The 23,805-nt window shown below is 69.2% G+C and carries 26 protein-coding genes; 10 read left to right on the plus strand and 16 right to left on the minus strand.

The genetic code is table 11. The features are described 5' to 3' along the window. Window positions 1–93 precede the first annotated feature (93 nt). The 3 genes from RN02_RS11025 (at window position 94) to RN02_RS11035 (ending at window position 2,730) form a co-directional block, all read left to right on the plus strand. On the plus strand, window positions 94–834 hold the full coding sequence (locus RN02_RS11025; protein WP_043314521.1) for a response regulator: 741 nt from the start codon (window positions 94–96) through the stop codon (window positions 832–834). A gap of 5 nt (window positions 835–839) precedes the next feature. Further along, on the plus strand, window positions 840–2,132 hold the full coding sequence (locus tag RN02_RS11030; protein ID WP_043314552.1) for a sensor histidine kinase: 1,293 nt from the start codon (window positions 840–842) through the stop codon (window positions 2,130–2,132). A gap of 109 nt (window positions 2,133–2,241) precedes the next feature. Beyond that, a complete protein-coding gene (locus RN02_RS11035) occupies window positions 2,242–2,730 on the plus strand; it encodes an HvfX family Cu-binding RiPP maturation protein (RefSeq protein ID WP_043314522.1) in 489 nt (162 codons plus the stop codon). Window positions 2,731–3,199: 469 nt separating this feature from the next. On the opposite strand, the gene RN02_RS11040 is transcribed toward RN02_RS11035, so the two are convergent. From RN02_RS11040 to RN02_RS11075, 8 genes are all read right to left on the minus strand, one after another. Continuing rightward, complete coding sequence (locus RN02_RS11040; RefSeq protein ID WP_043314523.1) at window positions 3,200–3,625, minus strand: organic hydroperoxide resistance protein; 426 nt, start codon at window positions 3,623–3,625, stop codon at window positions 3,200–3,202. Then, window positions 3,622–4,413, minus strand: a complete 792-nt coding sequence (locus RN02_RS11045) for an HvfC family RiPP maturation protein (protein ID WP_043314524.1) — start codon at window positions 4,411–4,413, stop codon at window positions 3,622–3,624. Before RN02_RS11045 ends, RN02_RS11040 begins: the two co-directional genes overlap by 4 nt. After that, window positions 4,406–5,251 carry an HvfB family MNIO-type RiPP peptide maturase gene (locus tag RN02_RS11050; protein ID WP_043314525.1) on the minus strand — a complete coding sequence of 282 codons (846 nt, stop codon included), beginning with the start codon at window positions 5,249–5,251 and terminating at the stop codon, window positions 4,406–4,408. The genes RN02_RS11045 and RN02_RS11050 overlap by 8 nt, the downstream gene beginning before the upstream one ends. Window positions 5,252–5,312: 61 nt before the next feature. Further along, on the minus strand, window positions 5,313–5,771 hold the full coding sequence (locus tag RN02_RS11055) for an HvfA family oxazolone/thioamide-modified RiPP metallophore (protein WP_043314526.1): 459 nt from the start codon (window positions 5,769–5,771) through the stop codon (window positions 5,313–5,315). 632 nt (window positions 5,772–6,403) lie between these two features. Beyond that, window positions 6,404–8,848, minus strand: coding sequence for a TonB-dependent siderophore receptor (locus tag RN02_RS11060; protein ID WP_043314527.1), 2,445 nt, complete (start codon window positions 8,846–8,848; stop codon window positions 6,404–6,406). 123 nt (window positions 8,849–8,971) lie between these two features. Continuing rightward, the gene (locus RN02_RS11065) at window positions 8,972–9,946 is read right to left on the minus strand and encodes a FecR domain-containing protein (protein WP_009622367.1); all 975 of its coding nucleotides are present in this window, start codon (window positions 9,944–9,946) and stop codon (window positions 8,972–8,974) included. After that, window positions 9,943–10,458: a sigma-70 family RNA polymerase sigma factor gene (locus RN02_RS11070; protein WP_043314529.1), complete on the minus strand. Its 516-nt coding sequence runs from the start codon at window positions 10,456–10,458 to the stop codon at window positions 9,943–9,945. The genes RN02_RS11065 and RN02_RS11070 overlap by 4 nt, the downstream gene beginning before the upstream one ends. Before the next feature lie 121 nt (window positions 10,459–10,579). Further along, on the minus strand, window positions 10,580–10,897 hold the full coding sequence (locus RN02_RS11075; protein ID WP_043314553.1) for a DUF2388 domain-containing protein: 318 nt from the start codon (window positions 10,895–10,897) through the stop codon (window positions 10,580–10,582). A gap of 179 nt (window positions 10,898–11,076) precedes the next feature. Between RN02_RS11075 and RN02_RS11080 the strand changes: the two genes are divergently transcribed. Continuing rightward, window positions 11,077–11,763, plus strand: a complete 687-nt coding sequence (locus tag RN02_RS11080) for a type 1 glutamine amidotransferase domain-containing protein (protein WP_043314530.1) — start codon at window positions 11,077–11,079, stop codon at window positions 11,761–11,763. On the opposite strand, the gene RN02_RS11085 is transcribed toward RN02_RS11080, so the two are convergent. Beyond that, the gene (locus RN02_RS11085; protein WP_043314531.1) at window positions 11,760–12,668 is read right to left on the minus strand and encodes a universal stress protein; all 909 of its coding nucleotides are present in this window, start codon (window positions 12,666–12,668) and stop codon (window positions 11,760–11,762) included. The two genes, RN02_RS11080 and RN02_RS11085, sit on opposite strands and share 4 nt — an antisense overlap. Window positions 12,669–12,858: 190 nt before the next feature. Here RN02_RS11085 and RN02_RS11090 point away from each other — a divergent pair, with 190 nt between their 5' ends. Next, window positions 12,859–13,425, plus strand: a complete 567-nt coding sequence (locus tag RN02_RS11090; RefSeq protein WP_009622377.1) for a phosphoribosyltransferase family protein — start codon at window positions 12,859–12,861, stop codon at window positions 13,423–13,425. Window positions 13,426–13,427: 2 nt separating this feature from the next. Here the strand turns inward: RN02_RS11090 and RN02_RS11095 are convergent, their stop codons facing one another. The 4 genes from RN02_RS11095 to RN02_RS11110 all read right to left on the minus strand — a co-directional run bounded on the left by RN02_RS11095 (window position 13,428) and on the right by RN02_RS11110 (window position 16,128). Then, a complete protein-coding gene (locus tag RN02_RS11095; RefSeq protein WP_043314532.1) occupies window positions 13,428–14,099 on the minus strand; it encodes a phosphoribosyltransferase in 672 nt (223 codons plus the stop codon). Between the two features lie 14 nt (window positions 14,100–14,113). Continuing rightward, window positions 14,114–14,578, minus strand: a complete 465-nt coding sequence (locus RN02_RS11100) for a CBS domain-containing protein (RefSeq protein ID WP_043314533.1) — start codon at window positions 14,576–14,578, stop codon at window positions 14,114–14,116. Between the two features lie 143 nt (window positions 14,579–14,721). After that, complete coding sequence (gene fnr / locus RN02_RS11105; RefSeq protein WP_043314534.1) at window positions 14,722–15,474, minus strand: fumarate/nitrate reduction transcriptional regulator Fnr; 753 nt, start codon at window positions 15,472–15,474, stop codon at window positions 14,722–14,724. 111 nt (window positions 15,475–15,585) lie between these two features. Beyond that, the gene (locus RN02_RS11110; RefSeq protein WP_043314535.1) at window positions 15,586–16,128 is read right to left on the minus strand and encodes an Hsp20/alpha crystallin family protein; all 543 of its coding nucleotides are present in this window, start codon (window positions 16,126–16,128) and stop codon (window positions 15,586–15,588) included. A 205-nt stretch (window positions 16,129–16,333) separates the two neighbouring features. Between RN02_RS11110 and RN02_RS11115 the strand changes: the two genes are divergently transcribed. Both RN02_RS11115 and RN02_RS11120 read left to right on the plus strand, forming a co-directional pair. Continuing rightward, entirely contained in the window at window positions 16,334–17,035 is a 702-nt protein-coding gene (locus RN02_RS11115) for a hypothetical protein (RefSeq protein WP_152623744.1), read from the plus strand. Window positions 17,036–17,141: 106 nt separating this feature from the next. Beyond that, window positions 17,142–18,038, plus strand: a complete 897-nt coding sequence (locus RN02_RS11120) for a universal stress protein (RefSeq protein ID WP_043314536.1) — start codon at window positions 17,142–17,144, stop codon at window positions 18,036–18,038. A 79-nt stretch (window positions 18,039–18,117) separates the two neighbouring features. On the opposite strand, the gene RN02_RS11125 is transcribed toward RN02_RS11120, so the two are convergent. The 3 genes from RN02_RS11125 to RN02_RS11135 all read right to left on the minus strand — a co-directional run bounded on the left by RN02_RS11125 (window position 18,118) and on the right by RN02_RS11135 (window position 19,341). After that, window positions 18,118–18,315 carry a hypothetical protein gene (locus RN02_RS11125; protein WP_043314538.1) on the minus strand — a complete coding sequence of 66 codons (198 nt, stop codon included), beginning with the start codon at window positions 18,313–18,315 and terminating at the stop codon, window positions 18,118–18,120. Between the two features lie 16 nt (window positions 18,316–18,331). Then, window positions 18,332–18,895 carry a GNAT family N-acetyltransferase gene (locus RN02_RS11130; protein WP_009622394.1) on the minus strand — a complete coding sequence of 188 codons (564 nt, stop codon included), beginning with the start codon at window positions 18,893–18,895 and terminating at the stop codon, window positions 18,332–18,334. Window positions 18,896–19,071: 176 nt separating this feature from the next. Further along, window positions 19,072–19,341 carry a hypothetical protein gene (locus tag RN02_RS11135; protein WP_051879039.1) on the minus strand — a complete coding sequence of 90 codons (270 nt, stop codon included), beginning with the start codon at window positions 19,339–19,341 and terminating at the stop codon, window positions 19,072–19,074. 525 nt (window positions 19,342–19,866) lie between these two features. Between RN02_RS11135 and RN02_RS11140 the strand changes: the two genes are divergently transcribed. Genes RN02_RS11140 through RN02_RS11150 form a run of 3 tightly spaced genes read left to right on the plus strand, consistent with a single transcriptional unit; the run spans window position 19,867 to window position 23,665 of the window. Further along, window positions 19,867–21,225 carry a glutamine synthetase family protein gene (locus RN02_RS11140; RefSeq protein ID WP_043314539.1) on the plus strand — a complete coding sequence of 453 codons (1,359 nt, stop codon included), beginning with the start codon at window positions 19,867–19,869 and terminating at the stop codon, window positions 21,223–21,225. Between the two features lie 44 nt (window positions 21,226–21,269). Continuing rightward, on the plus strand, window positions 21,270–22,355 hold the full coding sequence (locus RN02_RS11145; RefSeq protein WP_043314540.1) for a polyamine ABC transporter substrate-binding protein: 1,086 nt from the start codon (window positions 21,270–21,272) through the stop codon (window positions 22,353–22,355). 14 nt (window positions 22,356–22,369) lie between these two features. Next, window positions 22,370–23,665, plus strand: coding sequence for an NAD(P)/FAD-dependent oxidoreductase (locus RN02_RS11150; RefSeq protein ID WP_043314541.1), 1,296 nt, complete (start codon window positions 22,370–22,372; stop codon window positions 23,663–23,665). Window positions 23,666–23,805 lie beyond the last annotated feature (140 nt).

The raw sequence follows: 23,805 nt of genomic DNA on the forward strand, positions 1-23,805 counted from the left end.
GCGAATAGATACACTGGTATACAAACCCTGGCGGGCAGGCACCGCCTTGCTCTATACACTTGCCCCAACGAACGAACCGATTGGGGAACCACCATGGAACATGTCGATCACGTCCTGATCGTCGACGACGACCGCGAGATCCGCGAGCTGGTCGGCAACTACCTGAAGAAGAGCGGCCTGCGCGTCAGCCTGGCCGCGGACGGCCGGCAGATGCGCGCCTTCCTCGACGGCAACGCCGTGGACCTGATAGTGCTGGACATCATGATGCCCGGCGACGACGGCCTGAAGCTGTGCCGCGAGCTGCGCGTGGGCAAGCACAAGGCCACCCCGGTGCTGATGCTCACCGCGCGCAACGACGAGACCGACCGCATCATCGGCCTGGAAATGGGCGCCGACGACTACCTGACCAAGCCCTTCTCCGCCCGCGAGCTGCTGGCGCGGATCAACGCCGTGCTGCGGCGCACGCGCATGCTGCCGCCGAACCTGTCGATCACCGAGAGCAGCCGGCTGATCGGCTTCGGCCCCTGGCGCCTGGACACCAGCGCGCGCCACCTGCTGGATGCCGAAGGCACCCTGGTCGCCCTGAGCGGCGCCGAGTACCGCCTGCTGCGGGTGTTCCTCGACCACCCGCAGCGGGTGCTCAGCCGCGAGCAACTGCTGAACCTGACCCAGGGCCGCGAGGCGGACGTCTTCGACCGCTCCATCGACCTGCTGGTCAGCCGCCTGCGCCAGCGCCTGCGCGACGACGCCCGCGAGCCGGACTGCATCAAGACGGTACGCAACGAAGGCTACGTCTTCTCGCTGCCGGTGCAGCTCATCGAACCCGCCGAGTGACCGCCATGCCCCGCACCCTGGCAGCGCGCCTGGCGCTGATCTTCCTCACCGGGCTGGTGCTGGCCTACGGCCTGTCCTTCAGCTCGCAGTTCTACGAACGCTACGTCAGCGCGCGGAGCATGATGCTCGGCAACCTGGAAAGCGACGTGAGCACCGCCGTGGCCCTGCTCGACCGCTTGCCGGCGAACGAGCGCGAGCAGTGGCTGCCCATGGTCGACCGCCCCAACTACCGCTACCGCCTGGACGAAGGCGAACCCGGCCAGGCCATGGACATGGCCCGGGCGCCCATGGCCGCAAGCAGCATCGAGAGCGCCATCGGCTCGCGCTACGCCCTGCGCTTCGAAACCCTCCCCGGCCCGGCCGCGCACTTCCAGGCGCACCTGCGCCTGGCCGACGGCAGGCCGCTGACCATAGACGTCACCCCGCGCGGGGTGGCGGCGGTGGCGCGCTGGCTGCCGGTGGTGCTGATGCTGCAGCTGGCCGTGCTGCTGGTCTGCACCTGGCTGGCGGTGCGCACCGCGATCCGCCCGCTGACGCGCCTGGCCCAGGCCGTCGACCATCTCGACCCGGACACCCCGGCCGCGCCGCTGGACGAGAACGGCCCCAACGAAGTGGCCTACGCCGCCCGCGCCTTCAACGCCCTGCAAGGCCGCATCGGCGACTACCTGAAGGAGCGCATGCAGTTGCTGGCGGCCATCTCCCACGACCTGCAGACGCCCATCACGCGCATGAAACTACGCGTCGAGCAGATGGAGCCGTCGCCGGAAAGCGAGCGCCTGTGGAGCGACCTGGAAGAAATGCAGCACCTGGTCCGCGAAGGCGTGGCCTACGCCCGCAGCATGGACGGCGCCAGCGAGGCGCAGCGCCGCGTCGACCTCGACGCCTTCCTCGACAGCCTGGTGCTCGACTACCAGGACGCCGGCCAGCAGGTCAGCCTGCAAGGCCGCGCCGGCGTGCCCCTGGAAACCCGCCCCCACGCCCTGCGCCGGGTGCTGGGCAACCTGCTGGACAACGCCGTGAAATTCTCCGGCGCCGCGCAGCTGGAAGTGGACCGCGAGGACGGCAAGCTGTGTATCCGCGTGCTCGACCGCGGCCCGGGCATCGCCGAGGAAGAACTGGAAGAAGTCCTCAAACCCTTCTACCGCGTGGAAAGCTCGCGCAACCGCAGCACCGGCGGCACCGGCCTGGGCCTGGCCATCGCCCACCAGCTGAGCCAGGCCCTGGGCGGCCGCCTGACCCTGGCCAACCGCGACGGAGGCGGCCTGTGCGCGCAACTGGAACTGCCGCTCCCGGCCTGAGCGAGCGTACAAGCCGATACAAGGCGGCCCCCGGCGGGACACATCCGGGACAAGCCGCCTTGCCAGCATGGCTCCACCCGCCGACCAACCGGCCCAAGGAGACACCGCCATGCAAAGCACCCTCGCCACCACCCTGCGCCCCCTCGACCGCCTCGGCGCCTGGAGCGCCGACATCCCCCTGAGGCTGTTCCTGGCCTGGGAATTCCTCGAATCCGGCCTGGAGAAGTGGAACGGCGAAAACTGGTTCGCACAGATCCACGACGCCTTCCCCTTCCCCTTCGACCGCCTGCCGGTGAGCCTGGACTGGCAAATCTCCCTGTGGGCCGAACTGATAGCCCCGGCGCTCCTGCTGCTGGGCCTGGGCACCCGCTTCGCCTCGGCGGTGCTGATGGTGCTGACGCTGGTAGCCATCGCCGCCGTGCACTGGCCGGCGCACTGGTCCAGCCTGGGCGAACTGGCCATGGGGTATTCGATCAGCGATAACGGCTATGGCAACTACAAGCTGCCGTTGATCTACCTGGTGGCGCTGCTGCCGCTGCTGCTCAAGGGGGCCGGGCGGTTGAGCCTGGATGCGTGGTTGCGGCGGCGGTTTGCGTAGGCTGCCGCACAGCACTGACGAACCCGCCGCATGGCGGGTTTTCTTTTGTGTAGGAGCGGGGGGGCGCCCAGTTCCTGCTCGCGAACAGCTGTCACCTGTTGCGCAGGTGTCTTGGCTTGACCCTGCTCCCTCACCCCAACCCTCTCCCAAAGGGAGAGGGGGCTGTCCCGTGCGCTTTGGAAGCTCGGCGCTGTCCTTTACCGCCGCCCTGCGGGCTTCCAGAAGGCGTAGGAGCGAGCTTGCTCGCGACCGCGACGTATCAGGATGACTCCGAATCCTCCGGCCACTCAGGACGGCCCCCTCTCCCCCTGGGAGAGGGCTGGGGTGAGGGAACGGAGGCGATCCGAAAAGCCCTCGCCAACGGTAAACACCTTTCACCAGCAATCTCCAAGCCCTCGCCTCCCCCAAACGAAAAAAGCCCGCGCACCTGACTTGGCACGCGGGCTTTCCTAATCATCGACTCACCCCATCACGGAACCTCGAAAGTCACCTCGATATTCCCCCGGGTAGCCCGGGAATACGGGCAGATCCGGTGCGCCGTCTCCACCAGCTTCGCCTTGTCCCCGGCAGGCAGTCCCGGCAGTTCCACCGTCAGCCTGGCCGCCAGGGCGAAGCCGCTGCCGTTGTCGGTGGTGCCCAGGGTCACGTCGGCGGCCACCGCCACGTCGGCCGGCAGGCGGATCTCCAGTTTCTGCCCGGCGCGGCGCAGGGCGCCGATGAAGCAGGCGGACCAGCCCACGCCGAACAGCTGCTCGGGGTTGCTGCCGGGGCGGCCGGAGCCGGGTGGGCTCAGGCGCACGTCCAGCTCGCCATCGCTGGAGCTGCCGCGGCCGTCGCGGCCGCCGGTGGTACGGGTGTGGGCGGTGTAGAGGATGCTGTCCAGGATGTCGGTCATCGCGGTGTCTCCTTGGGGGCTGGGGAAGGCTGTCGGCGGTGGGTGGCGCACAGGTTGCGCGTGCCGAGCACCACGCCTTGTGCGTGAAGGCTGCGCAGCAGGGCCAGGCCCTGCCGCAGGATGGGTTCGGGGTCGGCGCCGATGGCCTCGGCCAGCGCCAGCAGGTGCTCGCGGCCGCTCAGCTGGCGGTCACGCACGGACTCCAGCAGCGCATGGACCAGCGGCGCCAGGCGGGCGAAATGCACCTGCTGGTCGTCGCTGCGGTGGGCCAATAGCAGGGTCGGCTGCTCCGGCGGCTGCTCGGGCAGGTGGCCTGGGCCCAGTTCGCTCACCGGCCAGGCGTAGGCCAGCGGCCAGGCCAGGGACGACAGCAGCGGCACGCCGTGCAGCAGGTTGCCCTGGGGATCGTGGGCCGGCTCCTGGCTGTCGCTGAGCAACAGTGCGGTCTCCACCCATTCGTAGTGCGCCAGCTCGGCAGCCCAGGCTGGCGCGTCTATCCCGCCCTGTTCGAGGAAGGCGACGAACTCGCCGGCCAACTCGGTGAACAGCGGCGTCTGGCAGCGGTAGTCGGCATAGAAGGCTTCCGTCAGCGCCTGCCACTGGGCCTCGGCCAGGCTGGCGCGCAGCACCGGGAAGCTGCCGGCCAGCAGCGACTGCACGTTGCCCAGGAACAACTGGCGGTACACGGCCAGGCGCCGTGCCTCGATGCCCGGCGGCGGCGCGTTGCGCTGTGGGTCGCGGATGTGCCGGGCCAATTGCAATTGCTGCTCGCGCAGGGTCTCAGCCATGGCGCACCTCCCGCGCTGTGGCGGCCCGTTGCAGGGTGCGGATGTGCTCCACTTCCGCCAGCAGCTCGGCCAGCGGCGGGAGGTTGAAGTCGCGCTCCAGTAGCGTCGGCACTAGGCCGCAGTGCGCATAGGCCTGCTCCAGCAGGCTCCACACTGGTGGTTGCACGCTGGCGCCGTGGGTGTCGATCTTCAGGTCCGGCGCCTCGTCGTAGTGCCCCGCCACATGGATGCAGGCCACCCGCTCGGCGGGCACCCGGGCGAGGAAATCTGCGGCGTCGTAGCCGTGGTTGCAGGCGTTGACCACCAGGTTGTTGACGTCCAGCAGCAGGTCGCAGTCGGCTTCCGCCAGCACGGCCCGCAGGAACTCGATCTCGCTAAGCGCCTGGTAGGGCGCGGCGTAGTAGGAAATGTTCTCCACCGCAATGCGCCGCCCCAGCACGTCCTGGGCCTGGCGGATGCGCGCGGCGACGTGGCGCACCGCCTCGTCGGTGAAGGGCAGCGGCAGCAGGTCGTAGAGCTGGCCGTCGTCGGAGCAGTAGCTCAGGTGCTCGCTGAACAGGCCGACGCGATGGCGGTCGAGGAATTGCCGGGTGCGCCGCAGCAGTTCCAGGTCCAGCGGCCCGGGGCCGCCGAGGGATAGCGACAGGCCGTGGCAGGCCAGCGGGAAGCGTTCGGCGAGCTGCGCCAGGCCGTCGCCGTAGGCACCGCCGACGCCGATCCAGTTGTCCGGCGCGCATTCGAGGAAGTCCACGGCTGCGGCAGGCATCGCCAGCAGCTCGGGCAGCAGCGCACGACGCAGGCCGAGGCCGGCCCCGCGCAATAGGGAATGGGCATTCATGGCAAGGCTCCGCGGAGGAGGAATGCCCTCCCGGCAGGGAGGGCTGGGTGGCGCGTCCGGCTTAGTGGCGGTCGCCCTGGAACCTGGCGAACAGCCCGGCCGGCATCGGCTTGCCGTTGGATTCGAAGACGTTCTTCAGGTGCTGGTAGGCCTCGGCTTCGGAGATGAAGCCATCGTGGTCGGCGTCGATCCTGTCGAAGTCGCCGGCGCGGTCCTTGGCCACGGCCAGGAACTCATCGCGCGAGACCTTGCCGTCGTGGTCGCTGTCGGTGCGCGTGAAGGAAGCGTCGCCGCACTTGCCCTCCCCGCACTTGCCTTCGGCCTGGGTGACCTTAGCCTTGCTGGCGCCGCACTTGCCTTCGCCACACTTGCCCTCCCCGGCCTTGTCGGCGGCGGCGAGCTGGTAGCCCTGGGGCAGCGCCTCGACGGCGAAGGCCGAGGTGGCCAGGTTGGCGCCGCCCACCAGGGCGATGGCGAGCAGGCCGATGCGGGTCTTGGTCTGGATCGGGTTACGGGACATGGGTGTTTCTCCGATGCTGGGCGCTTGGGGCGCGGTTCAAGGGGCTTGGTCGAACCGGGATGCGCGAGGGGCTGGCTTTCGAAGCCCGCCGGGTGTCGCGTCCGGGTGTGGCCATTTGGCCCGCGCCATGTATCGGTGGCGTATCGGAGGGGGGTTGGGTTTGTATGCGTGCCTTGCGGAGGGGTGAGTTGGATACATTGGGATACAGCGGCTTGGGGGTGGCTGGCGATGTGGGGGTCAAGAGCCCCTCACCCCAGCCCTCTCCCGGAGGGAGAGGGGGCCGTTCGGCGTGGGTGGATAACACGGCGTCAGCCGGGAGGTTCGTAGGGCGACTCGGTTATCCGCCGTTGGCCGTGCCACCGGGATGTCCGGCGTGACCGGAGAGTCCAATCGCGGACGGAGTCCGCTCCTACGCCTTCCGACAAATATGACGCCACGTAGGATGGTGTTGAGCGAAGCGATACCCATCGCCGCGGCAGCATGGGTTTCGCCAAGGCTCAACCCATCCTACGAAAAGCGCCTCGGTGCAGTCGGCAAGACAGTTGCTCCTATGGTTCCAGGGAAACACGGGCCGTAGGCCACGCCGGACGCCCCAGTGGCACGGGCAGCCCCTCCCCCACAAAACCCCAACCTCAGAAGTTATAACTCACCGAAGCCGTCACATTGCGCGACGGCCCATAGAAACCGGACCCACCGCTATACAAGCTCATCAGGTACTTGCGATTGGTCAGGTTGTTCAGGTTCAACGACGCACTCCAGTGCTTGTCGATGTCGTAGTTCCCCATCAAATCCACCAGCGCATAGGCGTTCTGCCGCACACGGCTGTCGTCGTCGAGCTGGATCGCGCTCTGCCAGCTCACCCGGGTGCCGACCTTGGCCTGGGGCAGGCCGGGCAACTGGTAGGTCAGGCTGCTGCGCAGGCTGTGCCGGGGCACGTACTGGCGCGCCTTGTGGCCGTCCGGGTCCTCGATGTGCACGTAGGTGTAGCCACCCTGCAGTTGCAGGCCGGGGGCCAGCTGGCCGCTGGCTTCCAGCTCCGCGCCGCGGCTCTTGAAGTCCTCGCCGTTGTAGATGGTCTCGCCGCCGGGCAGGCTCTGGTCGGTGGCCTCGGCGACGTTGCGCTGGTCGGTCTTGAACAGCGCGGCCGACACGCTCAACTGGTCGTCGAGCAGGCTGCCCTTGAGGCCGGCCTCGTAGCTCTTGCCCTCCAGCGGGTCGAGCACCTTGCCCTGGGCGTCCATCACGTACTGCGGGTTGAAGATCTTGGTGTAGCTGGCGTACAGCGAATACTGCTCGTCGAGGTCGTAGACCACGCCAGTGTAGGGCGTCACCTCGCCGTGGATGCGCACGTCGCGGGCGCTGCCGTAGTCGGTGCCGTCGCTGTCGACGCTGAGCATGCGCGCGCCGAGGATCCAGTGCAGCTGGTCGGTGAGGTTCAGTCGCGTGCCGGCGTAGACGCTCTTCTGCCGGTCGGTGAAGCGCGCCATCTCGATGGTGTCGTTGGTGTAGGTCAGGCTCGGCCTGGGCACCGCGCCGCTCAGGGTCTGGCCCAGGTCGGCGTCCATGAACTCGTCTTCGTTGTTGTAGTAGCCGCGGTCGCTGTGCCGCGAGCGGCCGTAGTCCACGCCCAGGGTCAGCTCGTGCTGGCGCCCGCCGAGGCTGAACGGGCCGCTCAGCTGGGCCTCGCCCAGCAGCTGCTTCTCGCCGGAGTGGCTGTGGCTGGGGTCGGCCAGCCAGGGCGTGTCGGCGTCGTTGGCCATCAGGTAGTACATGTCGGCCTGCTGGCTCTGGTCCACGCCGGTGACGTTGAGCTTGCCCTTCCAGCCGCCGCCGAAGTCGTGGGCCAGCTCGACGAAGGCGCGCTGGGTGTGCACGTCCCAGTAGGTCCAGTCCTGGCCGATGTTGGCGCCGCGGCGGCTGTAGTGGATCAGGTTGCCGGCCTGGTCGGTCAGCGGCAGCGCGCCCCAGCTGCTGCCGTTGGAGTTGCTCTTGTTGTCGGAGAAGCCGACCGTCAGGGTGTCCGCCTCGGTGAGGTCGAAGGCCAGCATGCCGCTGAGCACGTTCTTCTCGTGGGAGTAGCGGTCCAGGTAGGAATTGCCGGTCTCGTTGGCGTAGATGAAGCGGCCGCGCACCTTGCCCGAGTCGGTCAGCGGGCCGGAGGCGTCGAGGTCGATGCGGCGGGTGCCCCAGGAGCCCACCGACAGCTTCACCTGCGCCTGCGGCGTGTAGGTCGGGCGCTTGCGGATGAAGTTGACGGTGGCCGAGGGGTTGCCGGTGCCGCTCATCAGGCCATTGGCGCCGTGCAGGATGTCCACCTGCTCGTACTCGGCCAGGTCCAGGTCGCCGCTGAGCAGGCCGGCGCTGAACGGCGAGCCGATGCCATCGTACTCGAAGTTGTTGATGTCGAAGCCGCGCGAGGTGAAGTTGGTGCGGTCGGTCTCGTACTGCTCCACCGTCACCGAGGGCGCGCTGCGCAGCGCGTCCTTCACGCTGTTCATGTTGAAGTCGTCCAGCTGCTGGCGCGACAGCGTGGTGACGCCCTGGGGCGTTTCCCGCGGCGTCAGGCCCAGGCGCGTGGTGCTGCTGTCGCTCAGTTGCTGGTAGCCGGTGGGGGTGCCGGCGCCGTTGGCGTTCGCCTGGATCACGGTCGCGGACATGGCCAGGGTATCGCCGCCCTTGCCGACTACGGTTTCGGCCGGCATCTGCAGGGCGCTGCCGGCGTCCTGCAGGGCGTAGATGCCCGCGCCGCGCTGCACCAGTTGCAGGCCGCTGCCGCGCAGCAGTTGCTGGAAGCCCTGCTCGAGCGTGTAGCGGCCCTTCAGGCCCGGGCTGTTGCGCCCGGCGAGCCTGGCCGGGTCGAGCACCAGTTGCACGCCGGCACTGGCGGCGAAGCGGGCCAGCACGTCGCTCAGGGCGCCGGCGCCGATGGCATAGTCGCGCGCGGCCTCGGCGGCCATGGCCACGGATGGGGCCAGGGCCAGCCCGGCGCAGCCCAGGGCCACGCCATGGATCGCCGCCGCCAGGGCCAGGTGGGTGAATCGACGAGTGCCGGAATGCCGTCGGTGCTTCGAAGCCATGTGCTTTGCCATCCTTCAAGCCGCGCCTCGCGCGGGCTGCCCACCCCTCCCCATGAGGCGTGTTCACCCTCTATCCCGGACGAGATGGAAAAAGTGCTCAGGGGGGGGCGCGAAATTTTTTCGCTAGCGGGCCGAAACCGTCACCCAGTAGCGGCTCAGGCGTGACACCCGCACCGGCAGCGTCAGCTCCAGGGCGTTCAGCGCTTGGTCCGTGTCCGCCACCGACAGCGCGCCGGAAACGCGCAGCCCGGCCACCTCGGGGTCGCAGCGCAGCAGGCCGTGGCGGTAGCGCGCCAGCTCCGCCAGCACCTCCGCCAGCGGCTGGTCGCGGGCCACCAGCATGCCCTGCTCCCAGAGCGCGGCGCTGTCGTCCACCGGCGCGCTGCGCAGCACGCCGCGGGCATCGAACCAGGCCTGCTGGCCGGCGGAAAGGCGCATTGCCGCACCAGCGTGCGGGCGGATCTCCACCTGGTGCTCGAACACCGCAACCTGGCACTGCTCGCCCAGCTGGCGCACGCTGAAGCGCGTGCCCAGCGCCTCGACCACGCCCTGCTGCGCAGCGACCAGGAACGGCCGCCGCGGCGCCAGCGGGTCGGCATGGGTGGTCACCAGCACCTCGCCGGTGCGCAGGCGCAGGCGGCGCGCCGTAGAGTCGAAGTGGACATCCAGCGCCGACACGGTGTTGAGCACCACCCGGCTGCCATCGGCCAGCGTCAGCGCCTTGCGCTCGCCGGTGGCGGTGCTGGCGTCAGCCATCCAGCTGTCCCAGGGGGCGCTGCGCGCCACTAGCCAGCCGGCCGGCGCGGCCATCAACAGCGCGCTCAGCAGACGCAGCGCACGGCGGCGGCTCAGGCCCTTGAGCCCTTCCAGGCCATGCAGCGCCTGGCGGCCCAGCTCCGTGGGCACTGCGTCGAAGGTGCCGAATACCCGCTCGGCGCGCGCCCAGGCCTCGCGGTGCGCGTCGCTCTGCCCGCGCCAGCGCTCGAAGGCCTGCCACTGCGCCTCGCCGGGGGCGTCGAAGCGCAGCGTCATGACCCACTCGGCGGCCTCCTCCAGCAGCCTGGCCGCCGGCGCGGCGCGGGCCTCCCCGCGGCTCATGGCTCGCAGGCCGTCATGCAGGCCACCAGCGCCTTGTGGATGTGCCGGCGCACGGTGATCAGCGCCATGCCGGTGCGCTCGGCGATCTGCTGCAGGGTGAGCTCGTGGAATTGCGCCAGCAGGAACACCTCGCGCGTCTGGCGCGGCAGGCCGTCCAGCATCGCGTCGATGCGCAGCAGCGACTCGACGATCAGCCAGTGGGTTTCCGGCGCCGGCACCTGCGCCTCGGGCAGGTGCGCGATGGCCTCGCGGTAGGCCCGCTCCACGTCCTGGCGGCGCCACAGGTCGATGACCAGGCCCTTGGCCACCTGCACCAGGTAGCGCCGCGAATCGGCCAGCGGCGGCGTGCGCCCGGAGCTGAGGATGCGCAGGTAGGTGTCATGGGCGATGTCCGCCGCGTCCGGGGCATTGCCCAGGCGCTGGCGCAGCCAGCCGAACAGCCAGCCGTGGTGGTCGCCATACAGGCGCTCCAGCGCGACGACCGGCGAAGCGTGGGACGAAGCGGAAAACATGCGCGGGCATCCTTGGCGGGAACGCCAAAAGAGTGAAAATGAGAAAGCGTCTCATTTTATTTCAATGCCGTGCATTTCCACAATGCGGACCTCGCCGGCCCCGCGCCCCGGCGAGCAGGGCTCAGCCCAGGCTGGCGATGGCCCGGGCCAGCTGCATGTCGCTCAGGCCGGACTGCGGATGCGCCTGCCGGTAGAAGCGCAGCGCCTGTTCCAACTGCGCGCCATGGATGCGCCCGTCGGAGGCGATGTACGCCAGGGCATCGTCGCGGGCGGCCCGGTAGGTCCGCAGCGGCTGGCTGGTGGACTCGCTGAGCGCCGCGCTGCCCAGGCTGGTGGCGACGGTGAAGTGGTCGGACGAGTTGCCTTTCCCGTCCATGGCCCCCGCCTGGCCGGCGGCGGCCAGTAGCGTGGCGATCAGCAATGGGCTTGCGCGTTTCAAGGCATGGGCATCCTGCGGCAATGAACCCGCTCTTTTACCCTGCCCCGGCGCTGGTGGCCAGATCAGCCCCTTCATTCCCCATCCCCGGAACCCTTGACCTTAAAGTTATATTCAAGCTTAGAGTTCCCCCACGCCGCCGATACAGGCCGGCAAGGTCAACCTCCGGGAAGGAAGGGCAAATGAGCAAGCGCATTCTCCACGTCGTCAGCAACGTCGCGCACTACGCCGACCCGGCCGACCCCACCGGCCTGTGGCTGTCGGAGCTGACCCATGCCTACGACCTGTTCGCCGCCAAGGGCTACGTGCAGCGGATCGTCAGCCCCAAGGGCGGTGTCACGCCGCTGGAGCCGCGCTCGCTCAAATGGCCGAACCGGGATGCCTCGGCCAAGGCCTGGCTGGCCGACGACGCCCACCGGGCGCTGCTCGCCAACACCGCCAAGCCCGGGGACATCGACCCGGCGGACTTCGATGCCATCTACTTCACCGGCGGGCACGCGGTGATGTGGGACTTCCCGGACGACGCCGGCCTGCAGCGCCTCACCCGTGCCATCTACGAACGCGGGGGCATAGTCGCGTCGGTCTGCCACGGCTACTGCGGCCTGCTGAACACAACGCTGTCGGACGGCAGCCTGCTGGTGGCGGGGCGCAGGCTCACCGGCTTCTCCTGGCGCGAGGAAATCCTCGCCGGCGTGGCGAAGAAGATGCCCTACAACGCCGAAGAGCAAATGAAGCAGCGCGGCGCGCGCTACGAAAAGGCCCTGCTGCCGTTCGTGCCCAAGGTGGTGGTGGATGGCCGCCTGGTGACCGGCCAGAACCCGCAGTCGGCGAAAGCCACGGCGCTGCGGGTGGCCGAACTGCTGCGCTAGGCGCCCTGCTCGCCCGGCTGCAGCGCCAGCACGCTGCCCTGCACATGCTCGATCAGGTGCTCGGTGGTGCTGCCGATCAGCCTGTCCACGGCCCTGCGGTGGATGCGGCCCATCACGGTCACGTCGATGGCGTTCTGCTGGACGAAGTTGGCGATGCCGCGCACCGCCGTGCCCATCAGGAAGTGGCGGCGCTCCTCGGGCACGCCGTACTTGTCCGCCAGGGCGACGAAGGGCTTGTGCAGCGCGCCGCGCATCTCCTCGACCAGGTCGACCCAGGCCACGCCGCCCTCGCCGCCGTTGGCCATGTAGGCCGGCATGCAGTCGTAGACGAACAGCAGGTGCAGCTCCGCGTCGCATTGCAGGGCCAGGCCGTTGGCGGCCGCGATGATCCTGTCGTTGATGTCGCTGAGTTGGGTCTGCGGGTCGGACGGGTCCACCGCGGCAACTATCTTGCGCGGCATCGGCTGGCGGATGTCGTTGACCAGCAGCAGGGGCGCCGGGCACTCCCGCAGCAGGTGCCAGTCCAGCGGGGTGACGAAGGAACGCTTGAGCGCCGGTTCGTGCCGCACGTCCTTGATCACCATGTCAGGCTGCAGCTCGCGGATGTCCTGGAGCATCTCCTCGCGCAGGTTGTCCGCCGCCACTACCGAGGCCGTGACCTCCAGCCCCCGCCCGCGCAGGGCCGCGCATTCGCCTTCCCAGGTTTTACGCTGCGCCTGCACCAGGCTTTCCCGGGCCTGCTCCATGACCTTGCGGTCCAGCAGGAAGGTCGCGAAGGGCCCCACGTAGACGAGCACGTGCAAGGCCGCATTGCAGGCCGATGCCAGGGCGAGCGCGCGTTGCAGGCCGGGGGAATCGTGCTGCTCGGGGTGGGTCAGGAACAGGAGCTTGCGTGGCTGGCTCATAGCGCACCTCGTGGGTATCCGGCCACGCCGCCAGCGCGCCGGAAGGCAGGGGCCCGCATCGGGCTCGATGGGGGAACTACCAACGAGTTTCAGCCCCCTGGCCTGCGCCGGATTTGCGTTGGATCAAATTCGCCCCTCGCCCGACGCGCGATGGTGAAAGCCATGCCCAGCAACGGCCTGGAGGCCCACCATGGCGACCCCGAACGCTCCGCAACGCCTGACCCTGTACGACGCCCGGGAGTTGGATGCCGTGCTCCAGGCCATGGCGCAAAAGGCCGCCCCGCTGCTGCCCCCGGGCGAAAGCGCGCTGGTCGGCATAGTCCGGCGTGGCGAACCCCTGGCGCACCGGCTGCAGGAACACCTGGTGCAATGCGGCCACCCGCCCCTGCCCGTCCACGCCCTGAAGGTGAAGCGCTACGCCGACGACCTAAGCCTGCTGCACCCCGAGACAGAACTGACGGAGAACCCGCAACTGGCCGGCATGGACCTCAGCCGCACCACGCTGCTGGTGGTGGACGACGTGCTCTACGAAGGCCACTCGCTGCTGCGCGCCTGCGCCTACCTGGCCCAGCTCGGGGCGCGGCACGTGCTGGCCGGCGTACTGGTGGACCGCTGCGTGAGCCGCCAACCGGTACACGCCGACGTGGTGGGGCTGCGCCTGCAGGTGGCGCCGGACGACATCGTCGAATGCAACGTGCCGCCCTACGAGCCGGAGCTGCGCATCGACGTGCTGCGCCACGGCCGGCGCTGCACCTGAGGCTAGGCTTCGCCCGCCTCCCGCCGCCAGGCCCGTTGCAGCAGCGCCACCACCTCGGCGTCGCTGGTCTGGGAGAAGTCCAGGTACCAGCGGCCGATGGCGCTGAACGGCTCCGGGGTGAACGGGCAGACCACCTCGTCGACCTCGTGGCGCAGCTCTTCCAGCACTTCCGCCGGCGCCACCGGCACGGCGACGACGATGGCCGCCGGCGCCTGCTGGCGTACCGCGCGCACGGCGGCCAGCATGGTGGCGCCGGTGGCCAGGCCGTCGTCGACCAGTAGCACCTGGCGGCCAGCCAGCTGCGGCATGGGCCGCTGCCCGCGGTAGGCGCGCTCGCGCCGGTGCAGCTCGGCGCTTTCCCTGCGCTCCACCGCCTCCAGGGCGTGCGCGTCGACGCCATGCATCCGCAGCACGTCGTCATTCAGCACCCGCACGCCGCCGCTGGCGATGGCGCCCATGGCCAGCTCCGGGTACCAGGGCACGCCGAGCTTGCGCACGATCATCAGGTCCAGCTCCACGCCCAGTTCGCTGGCCACCTCATAGCCGACCGGCACCCCGCCGCGCGGCAGGGCCAGCACTATCGCCCCGGGGCGGCCCCGGTAAGCCGGCAGCAACCGCGCCAGGGCCTTGCCGGCAGCGGCGCGGTCGACGAAGGGAAGCGTTACGTCATGCATGGCAGCCACCTCGCCTAGTAGTCGGCTTCGCGCTCGCCCTCTTCGCGCAGGTTCTGGAAGCCCACCAGCCGCGAGAGGTCGCGCAGGTTGTCGGCCAGCACGCCGAGCAGGTCGTCCGCCGAGACGATCCCCACCAGCAGCCCCTGCTCGTCGACCATCGGCATCCGCCGGATGCCGGCCTGGCGCATGCGGGTGATGACGTCGAACACATCGTCGCTTTCCTGGGCGGTGACCAGGTTGCGCAGCTGGATGTCGCCGGCCTGGATGCTGCCCGGCTCCGGCTCGTTGTTGGCGACCACCTCCAGCACGATGTCGCGGTCGGTGATGATGCCCACGGGCCGGTAGCGCTCGCGCTCCACCTGCTCGGCGAGCACCAGGTCGCCGACGTGGTATTCGCTCATCAACCGGGCGGCGGTCAGGATGGATACGGTAGGCGCCGCGATGACGACGTCGCGGTTGCAGTATTCGCCGATGGCCATGGCTCGTCTCCTGTGCGGGGAAGCGGACATTCGCTCGCCTTGCACGATGGGCGCGACGCCACGGCCCGACTTTGATCTCGATCAGATTGGCGGCGCGCCCGGCGCCCGCGCCGCGGCCAGCGGATGAACGGCCCGGGAACCGCCTACGGGCGCCCCGCCGCGCGCTCCGGCTGCGCCTCCAGGCCGCTCATCCGGCACAGGCCCTGGCGGTCGAGCAGGCGCACCTCGCGCCCGTGGCAGTCGATCAGGCCGGTCTGCACGAAGCGGGTGAACAGCCGGCTGACCGTCTCCATGGTGAGGTCCAGGTAGTTGCCGATGTCGCCGCGGCTCATCGGCAGGGTGAAGCGGTCCTGCGACAGGCCGCGCTGCTGGTAGCGGGCCGACAGGCCGAGGAGGAAGCCGGCCAGGCGCTGTTCGGCGCGCTCGCGGCTGCAACGGATGTGCGCGTACTCGCCCTGGATGCCCTGGCTGAGGATGTGCAGCAGTTGGTGGCGCAGGCCGGGGATGCGCCCGGACAGGTCCTCCAGCTGCTCCAGGCCGATGCTGCACACCATGGAAACCTCCAGCGCCACCGCATAGCCCGGGAAGCGCGGCGAGCCGATGGCGTCCAGCCCCAGCATCTCGCCCGGCAGCACGAAGCCGATCACCTGTTCGCCGCCGTTGGCGTCGAGCAGGTAGCTCTTCAGCGCCCCGGAGCGCACGGCGAACACGTGCTGCATCGGCTCGTCGGCGCGGAACAGGTACTCGCCCTTCTGCAGGGGGCGGCTGCGCCGGACGATGCGGTCCAGCTCTTCGACCTCGCCGTCGCTGAGGCTCGCCGGCAGGCACAGGCGGCTCAACGAACACGCCTGGCAGTTGACCTGCGGGCGCGGCGGGGAGCGGTAAGCGTCGGACATGGCGGCGCCTCCGGCAATAAGGGGATTTTCCCACTATAGCCGTTGCGCTTGGCCGCGCTACGCCACTCGACGAAGGGGCGCGCCTGCCGCCAGCAGGCGCGCCCGAGTGCATCAATCGCCGTTCTTCACCGGGATGACCTTCTCCGGGTGCACCGCCTCGGCGCGCTTGGGCAGGTGCACTTGCAGCACGCCCTTGGAGAACTGCGCGTGGACCTTCTCCGCGTCCACTTCCTTGGGCAGCCGGAACACCCGCTCGAAGCTGCCGTAGTGGCGTTCCGACAGGTGGTACTCCTTGCGCTTCTCGTCCTTCTCTTCCTTCTTCTCGCCCTTGATGACCAGGTTGCCGTTGGCCAGCTTCACCTCGATGTCCTGCTCATCCATGCCGGGCAGCTCGGCGCTGATGCGGTACTCCTCGGCCTGCTCGCTGACGTCCACCGCGGGCAGGCCGCGGCTGAACGGCTCGCGCCGCCAGAACGGCTCCACGTCGAAGGCGCTGTGGCCGAAGGGCAGGCGCAGCGGCGTGCGGCCGAAGTCGTCGAACAGGCTGTCGATCTGCCGTCGCAGCGTATCGAAGGGGCTGGCGCCGGGGGTTGGCGCCTTGGTCGGTTGGCTGGGGGACGGCGTGACGGGGACTTGCTTTGCGGGGTCGGACATGGGGAATTCCTCCGCTGGATGAACCGCCTCGGAAATGGGGCGAATCGATTCTGCGACGGCCATGGCGGCTGTCCTTGATCCCGGTCAAAACGCCGGCATCGGCCCCCGCAGCGCAGAACTTGATGACGGTCAAGGCGGCCCGGCCCGCGGCGCCTAGCCTGACCCGAAACGACGCGTCTGGTCGACCTCGCCAAGGGGGCGCGCAATGGAACGGGTACGGCTACTGGAAGTGCTTTGCCTGCCGGGCACGGGGCAATGCCTGCGCCTGCTGCTGGAGGACGACGCGGGCAGCGCCGTCATACCCGGCCAGTATTGCCTGCTGGGCGCGCATGGCGGGGCCTTGCAGCCGTGCAGCTACATCAGCCTGCCGGAGCACCACGGGCCGTTCATCGTCAGCGCCAGCCACCCCGGCCGGTTCGCGGCCACGGACGGCTGGCTGGACTACCGCGGCCCCCTGGGCGTCGGCTGGCCCCTGCCGCTGCGCGCCGGCCGGCTGCTGGTGGTGGCCAGCGGCAACGGCCTGCTGTCGGTGGCGGCGGCGATCGACGAACTGGCCTGCTGGATGCCCGCGCTGCGCCTGGACCTGATCGCCGACGCCGCCAGCCTGGCGGGCCTGCCCGAGGAATGCCGGCGCTGGCTGCACTCGCTGGGCCTGCTCGACGAAAGGGTCCACGGCGCCTGCCTGCTGGAACGCCTGCACCGGCAACTGCTGGAGCGGCCGCCCGACGTGGTGTTCTGCGCCACCCCGGTTTTTCTCGGCCGCAGCGCGGCCCAGGCGTGCCTGCGCAGCGGGGTGCCGGCGGCGAGCATCTGGCTGCGTAACGAGCGCCTGCTGTCGCCGCCCCCGGGCGAAGGACCGGTGGTCCGCTTCGACCGCCTGCCGCCCCCTCTCCACTATCGTTCTTGATGCATCGTTCTTGATGCGCATCAAAGTGCCCGCACGCGCCCCGGCCCAGGCTCACAGCCACCCAGCCCGCGCCGCCCGTGGCGCGGGCGCCGCTGCGGAGACCGCCATGAACGCCTACTCGCGCCTGCTCCTGATCTGCGACACCCACCAGCACTATTCCGCCGCCATGGCCCGCGCCCAGGCCCTGGCCGGCTCCGCCGGCGCCAGCCTGCACATGCTGATGATCGACAGCCTGGCGCCAGCCCTGAACACCCTCGACTACGACCTGCAGCAACGCGCCCGCAACACCATCCAGGAGCGGCACCAGGCCTGGCTCGACGACCAGGTGGAGCTGCTGCGCGGGCGCGGCATCGAGGCCAGCGCCGAGGCGGTGTGGAGCGACGACCCGCTGCAGGAAGTCCTGCGCCGGGTGCGCGAACGCGGCTTCGACCTGCTGGTCAAGGACGTCCACTACGAAACGGCCGTGAGCCGGGCGCTGATGACGCCGCTGGACTGGCAACTGCTGCGCCAGTGCGCGGTGCCGCTGCACCTGGTGAGCCACGCGGAACATCCCCTGCCGCGCAAGGTGGTGGCGGCGCTGGACCTGTCCCAGGACGACACCCGCGTCGACGAACTGAACGAGCGCATCGTCGAATCGGCCCAGCAGCTCGCGCTGCAATGCGACGCCGAGCTGCACCTGCTGCAGGCCTACGACCTGAGCAGCAGCTTCCTCGCCTATGCCGTGGGGCCGGTGGCCTGGACCAGCGAAATCCAGGAGCAGATGAGCGGCCGCGCCACCGAGCGCATGCAGCGCCTGGGCGAGCGCTTCGGCATCGAGCAGAAGTGCCTGCACCTTATCAAGGGCGCGGCCAACCGCGTCATCGCCGAATTCGTCGACGACTACCGCATGGATGTGGTGGTCATGGGCACCCTCTACCACGCCGGGCTGGCGAAGATCGTCGGCAGCACCACCGAGCAGGCGCTGTACCGGGTGCACTCCAGCATCCTGGCGATACGCCCCTGAACGGCCGGTGAGCGGCCGCCCCTTGTGGGCGGCCAGGAGGCCCACGGCGCGCCGGCCGTGACCGCGGCCCGTGGAAGGCTTAGCCCGCGCGGCGCTGGGCCTGGCGCTTGTCGGCGTCGCGGCGCTGCGCCTCGGCCAGCACGTGGGGCGCGGCGATACGCTGCTGCAGGCGCTCAAGGTAGGCGCTGGCCTGCTCCGCGTTGCGGAAATGCACGCGGAACTGGTCGAGCTGGACGTAGCAACGCCCGTCGCCGGTGCACAGCAGTTGGATGTGCATGGCTGCCTCCCCCGCTTCAGGTCGCCGGTTGCAGCTGCAGGGTATGGATGGTCTGCGTGGGGTCTTCGGGGTCCTGGTGGCTGCTGAAGCCGAGGAAGCGCACCAGCTCGTGCATCGGCGCGTTGGCTGCCGAATCGATCGAATACATCTGCGTCATGCCGTTGCGCCGGGCGGTTTCGATCAGGTGGCGCATGAGGGCCACCCCCAGGCCGCGGTGCCGCCAGTCATCGGCCACCGTCACCGCGCACTCGCAATGGCCGGCGTCGGCGCCGCGGGCGTAGCGGCTGACGCCCACCTCCACCAGCTCACCGTCCTGGTGCACCAGGGCGATGTAGGCGGCGCTGTCGTGGAAGTCCACCGTCATCAACTGGTCGAGCAGTGCCGGGCTGACCTCGCGCATGCTGCACAGGAAGCGGAAATGCCGCGCCTCTGGCGACAGCCGGGCGATGAAGTCCGCCTCGCGCTGGCGGTCTTCCGCGCGCAACGGCCGGATCAGAACATGGCTGCCGTCGGGCAGGGCCTCGACCCAATGCTCGTCGGGGGCTTCGGTGGTGGGCTGTGAAGGCTGGGTGGTGGGCATGGAAACCTCCTGGCGTGGCGCCGGCGTGGGAAGGAACCGCCGGGTCACTTGTACGCCGCGGGGCGAACGGAAGTTTGACCACGATCAAATCACGGGGAGGACGACGCTGCCGGCGGTCGAACGGTACGCCGCCAGCGCCGCCCCGTCATGGCCCCGGCGCACCCGGGGCCGGGGCATTACCCCCGCTTGACCTGCGCCAGCTCGTACAGCTGCCGCGCTTCCGCCGCCAGCGGCGCAAGCGCGGCAGCCATGCGGGCCTGGAGGTGGGTCAGGGGCATTTCGTCGGCGCTGTCCTCCAGCATGTGCAGCAGGTCTTCCAGCGCGCTCAGGCGGCGGACGGCGGCTTCGTGGAGGTGGTCGGCGGGGGCGTTGGGGTTGACGTACAGCACGTCGTCGTGGGGCTCGGTGGCCGGGCTGAGGGGGATGAGGGGAACGAGGTCAGCCATGACGGACCTCCTGGCGGGTGCTGCGGGGGTGTTGCTTGGACTGAACGACAAGGCGATGCATGTTCCGTCTTGCTCCTCTATGGGATATGGGAGCCGCCTCCTGGAAGGGAGAGGCGGACCGTGCCAGGGTAGGAATACCGTCACAAGACAACCGGCAGGCCGAAGCCTCCTCGCACGGTCCGCCATGGAACCGCAGGGCCTTGGATACACGTCTGCCCTGCGGCAATGGCGCTACCGCACGTCTTGCGATATTCCGGGGTTCCTACGCCCCACCACGGGCGAACCGTGGCAGACGGAATCTACGGATGCGCCTTGTAAGGGCTCAAGGCAGTTGCCGCGACGGAAACTTCCCCTGATTCCGCCCGAAGAATCGCCACAAGTCCCCCGCCCTGCGCCCCCCGCGGCCTCAAGCGTGCGGAAAGTGGATAGAACGCCCCCGCCCGGCGGACGAAACTAGCCCCGCGGCCAGGCAGCGCCACGCTGCCGGCGCCCCCACCCAGAACCCATGAACCATCCGAGGCTTGTATGAGCACCCCCGCCGAGCAACTGGAGCAACGGCTGAAGCAACAGAAAATCACCGAAGTCGAATGCGTGGTCAGCGACCTGACCGGCATCGCCCGCGGCAAGATTTCCCCCACCAACAAGTTCCTCGGCGAAGGGGGCATGCGGCTCCCGGAAAGTGTGCTGCTGCAGACCGTCACCGGCGATTTCGTCGATGACGACGTCTATTACGACCTGCTGGACGAGGCCGACATCGACATGCTCTGCAAACCCGACCCGGACGCCATCTTCGTGGTGCCCTGGGCGCTGGAGCCGACCGCGATGGTCATCCACGACACCTTCGACAAATACGGCAACCCCATCGAGCTGTCGCCGCGCAACGTGCTCAAGCGCGTGCTGAAGCTGTACGCCGACAAGGGCTGGAGCCCGATTGTGGCGCCGGAGATGGAGTTCTACCTGACCAAGCGCAGCAGCGACCCGGACTTCCCCCTGGAAGCCCCGGTGGGCCGCTCGGGCCGCGCCGAGAGCGGCCGGCAGAGCTTCTCCATCGACGCCGCCAACGAGTTCGACCCGCTGTTCGAAGACGTCTACGACTGGTGCGAACTGCAGGGCCTGGACCTGGACACGCTGATCCACGAGGACGGCCCGGCGCAGATGGAGATCAACTTCCGCCACGGCGACGCGCTGCACCTGGCCGACCAGATCACCGTGTTCAAGCGCACCATGCGCGAGGCCGCGCTCAAGCACGACGTGAGCGCCACCTTCATGGCCAAGCCGATCACCGACGAGCCGGGCAGCGCCATGCACATCCACCAGAGCGTGCTGGACATCGCCACCGGCAAAAACGTCTTCGCCAACGAGGACGGCTCCATGAGCGAGCTGTTCCTGCACTTCATCGGCGGCCTGCAGAAGTACATCCCGAAAGTGCTGCCGATGTTCGCGCCGAACGTGAACTCCTTCCGCCGCTTCCTGCCGGACACCTCCGCGCCGGTGAACGTCGAGTGGGGCGAGGAGAACCGCACCGTGGGCCTGCGCGTGCCGGCCGCCCCGCCCGCGGCCATGCGCGTGGAGAACCGCCTGCCCGGCGCCGACGCCAACCCCTACCTGGCGCTGGCCGCCAGCCTGCTGTGCGGCTACCTGGGCATGGTCGAGCGGCTGAACCCCAGCGCCCCGGTGCAGGGCCGCGCCTACGAGCGCCGCAACCTGCGCCTGCCGATCACCATCGAGGACGCCCTGGCGCAGATGGAAGACTGCGAGGTGCTCGGCGAATACCTGGGCCGCAAGTTCGTGCAGGGCTACGTCGCGGTGAAGCGCACCGAGCACGAGAACTACAAGCGGGTGATCAGTTCCTGGGAGCGCGAGTTCCTGCTGCTGAGCGTCTGATCCGCCCTTTTCGCCTCAACCACAACAACAATTCAGGAGTCGTCATGAGACTGCTGCGCTACCTTGCGCCCTTCGCCCTGGCCACGCTGGCCGCGGGCGCCCACGCCGAACCGACCGTCAGCGTGTACAACTGGACCGACTACATCGCCCCGGACACCCTTGGCGGCTTCCAGAAGGCCACCGGCATCAAGCCGGTCTACGACGTCTTCGATTCCAACGAAACCCTGGAAGGCAAGCTGCTGGCCGGCCGCTCCGGCTACGACGTGGTGGTGCCCTCCAACCACTTCCTCACCCGCCAGGTGCAGGCCGGGGTGTTCCTGGAGCTGGACCGCAGCAAGCTGCCGAACTGGAAGCACCTGGACCCGCGGCTGCTCAAGCTGCTGGAGCAGAACGACCCGGGCAACAAGCACTCGGTGCCCTACCTGTGGGGCACCAACGGCATCGGCTACAACGTGGCGAAGGTCAAGCAGGTGCTGGGCGTGGACCGCATCGATTCCTGGGCGGTGCTGTTCGAGCCGGAGAACATCAAGAAGCTCAGCGCCTGCGGCGTGGCCTTCATGGACTCGCCCGACGAGATGATCCCCTCGGTGCTCAACTACCTGGGCCTGGACCCCAACAGCACCAACCCGGCGGACTACCCGAAGGCCGAGGCCAAGCTGGCGGCGGTGCGCCCCTACGTCACCTACTTCCACTCCTCGAAGTACATCTCGGACCTGGCCAACGGCAACATCTGCGTGGCCTTCGGCTACTCCGGCGACGTGTTCCAAGCCGCCGCGCGAGCCCGGGAAGCGAAGAACGGCATCGAGATCGCCTACGCCATTCCCAAGGAAGGCGCGAACCTGTGGTTCGACCTGATGGCCATTCCCTCGGACGCGACGCACCCCGAGCAGGCCCTGGCCTTCATCAACTACATTCTCGATCCGCAGGTGATCGCCGGCATCAGCGAGTACGTCGGCTACCCCAGCGCCAACGCCGACGCCAAGGCGCTGCTGCCCGCCCAGATGCAGAACGACCCCGAGGTCTACCCGAGCCAGCAGGTGCTGGACAAGCTGTACATCGCCAAGGCGCCGCCGCCCAAGATCATGCGCCTGATGACCCGCAGCTGGAGCAAGATCAAGTTCAACCAATGAAGCGAGAGCGAGCCATGAGCCACACCGACGAGCATGTCGCGTCCTACTACGCCGCCAGCGCCCGGGACAAACAGCCCTACCCTGCGCTGGAGGGCGAGGTTCGCGCGGACGTCTGTGTCGTCGGCGGCGGGCTCACCGGCGTCAACACCGCGCTGGAGCTGGCCCAGCGCGGCCTCAGCGTGGTGCTGCTGGAGGCCCGCTGCATCGGCTGGGGCGCCAGCGGGCGCAACGGCGGCCAGCTGATCCGCGGCATCGGCCACAACGTCAGCGGCTTCGCCAAGTACGTCGGCGAGGAAGGCGTGCGCTACCTGGAGCGGGCCGGCAGCGAGTCGGTGGAACTGGTGGCGCAGCGCATCCGCGACCTGGCCATCGAATGCGACCTGCGCTGGGGCTTCTGCGAGCTGGCCAACACCCCGGCGCAGTATGCCGGCCTGGTGGAGGAGCACGCCCAGCTGAGCACCCAGGGCTACCCGCACGAGACGCATCTGGTGGCGCCGGAGCGCATCCGCGAAGTGGTGGCCAGCGACCAGTACGCCGGCGGCCTGGTGGATATGGGCTCGGGGCACCTGCACCCGCTCGACCTGGTGCGCGCTGAGGCCCGCGCGGCGGCCGCCCTGGGCGCCAGGGTATTCGAGCGCAGCCCCGCCCTGCGCATCGAGCATGGCCGCCAGGTGGTGGTGCACTGCGCGCGGGGCCGGGTGCTGGCCGACAACCTGGTGCTCGGCTGCAACGCGCACCTGGAAGAACTGGAACCGCGCCTGACCGGCAAGGTGCTGCCCGCCGGCAGCTACGTGGTGGCCAGCGAGCCGCTGCCCGAGGCGCTGGCGGCGCAGCTGATCCCGCAGAACATGGCGCTGTGCGACCAGAAGGTGGGCCTGGACTACTACCGCCTGACGGCCGACCGCCGCCTGCTGTTCGGCGGCGCCTGCCACTATTCCGGGCGCGACCCGAAGGACATCGGCGCCTACATGCGGCCGAAGGTGCTCAAGGTGTTCCCGCAACTGGCGGACGTAAGGCTGGACTACCAGTGGGGCGGCATGATCGGCATCACCGCCAACCGCTTCCCCCAGGTGGGGCGGCTAAAGGCGCAGCCGAACGTGTTCTTCGCCCAGGGCTACTCCGGCCACGGGCTGAACGTCACGCACTGGTCGGCGAAGCTACTGGCGGAGGCCATCCACAGCGGCCACAGCCAGGGCCTGGACCTGTTCAGCGCGGTGCCGCACCTGACCTTCCCCGGCGGCAAGCTGCTGCGCTCGCCGCTGCTGGCGCTGGGCATGGCCTGGTACCGGATACGCGAGAAGCTGGGCTGAGGCTCGCGCCGAAATGCTCTCCGGCAAACACAACACCCGTAGGATGGGTTGAGCGAAGCGATACCCATCATTTCTTTGCGTGGCGCGAAGAGCTTTTCGTAGGAGCGAGCTTGCTCGCGAACGGTGTTTCCCGGTGGCGT

Origin of the sequence: Pseudomonas sp. PI1 (assembly GCF_000812405.1) — a bacterium.
Taxonomy (GTDB): Bacteria; Pseudomonadota; Gammaproteobacteria; order Pseudomonadales; family Pseudomonadaceae; genus Pseudomonas; species Pseudomonas citronellolis.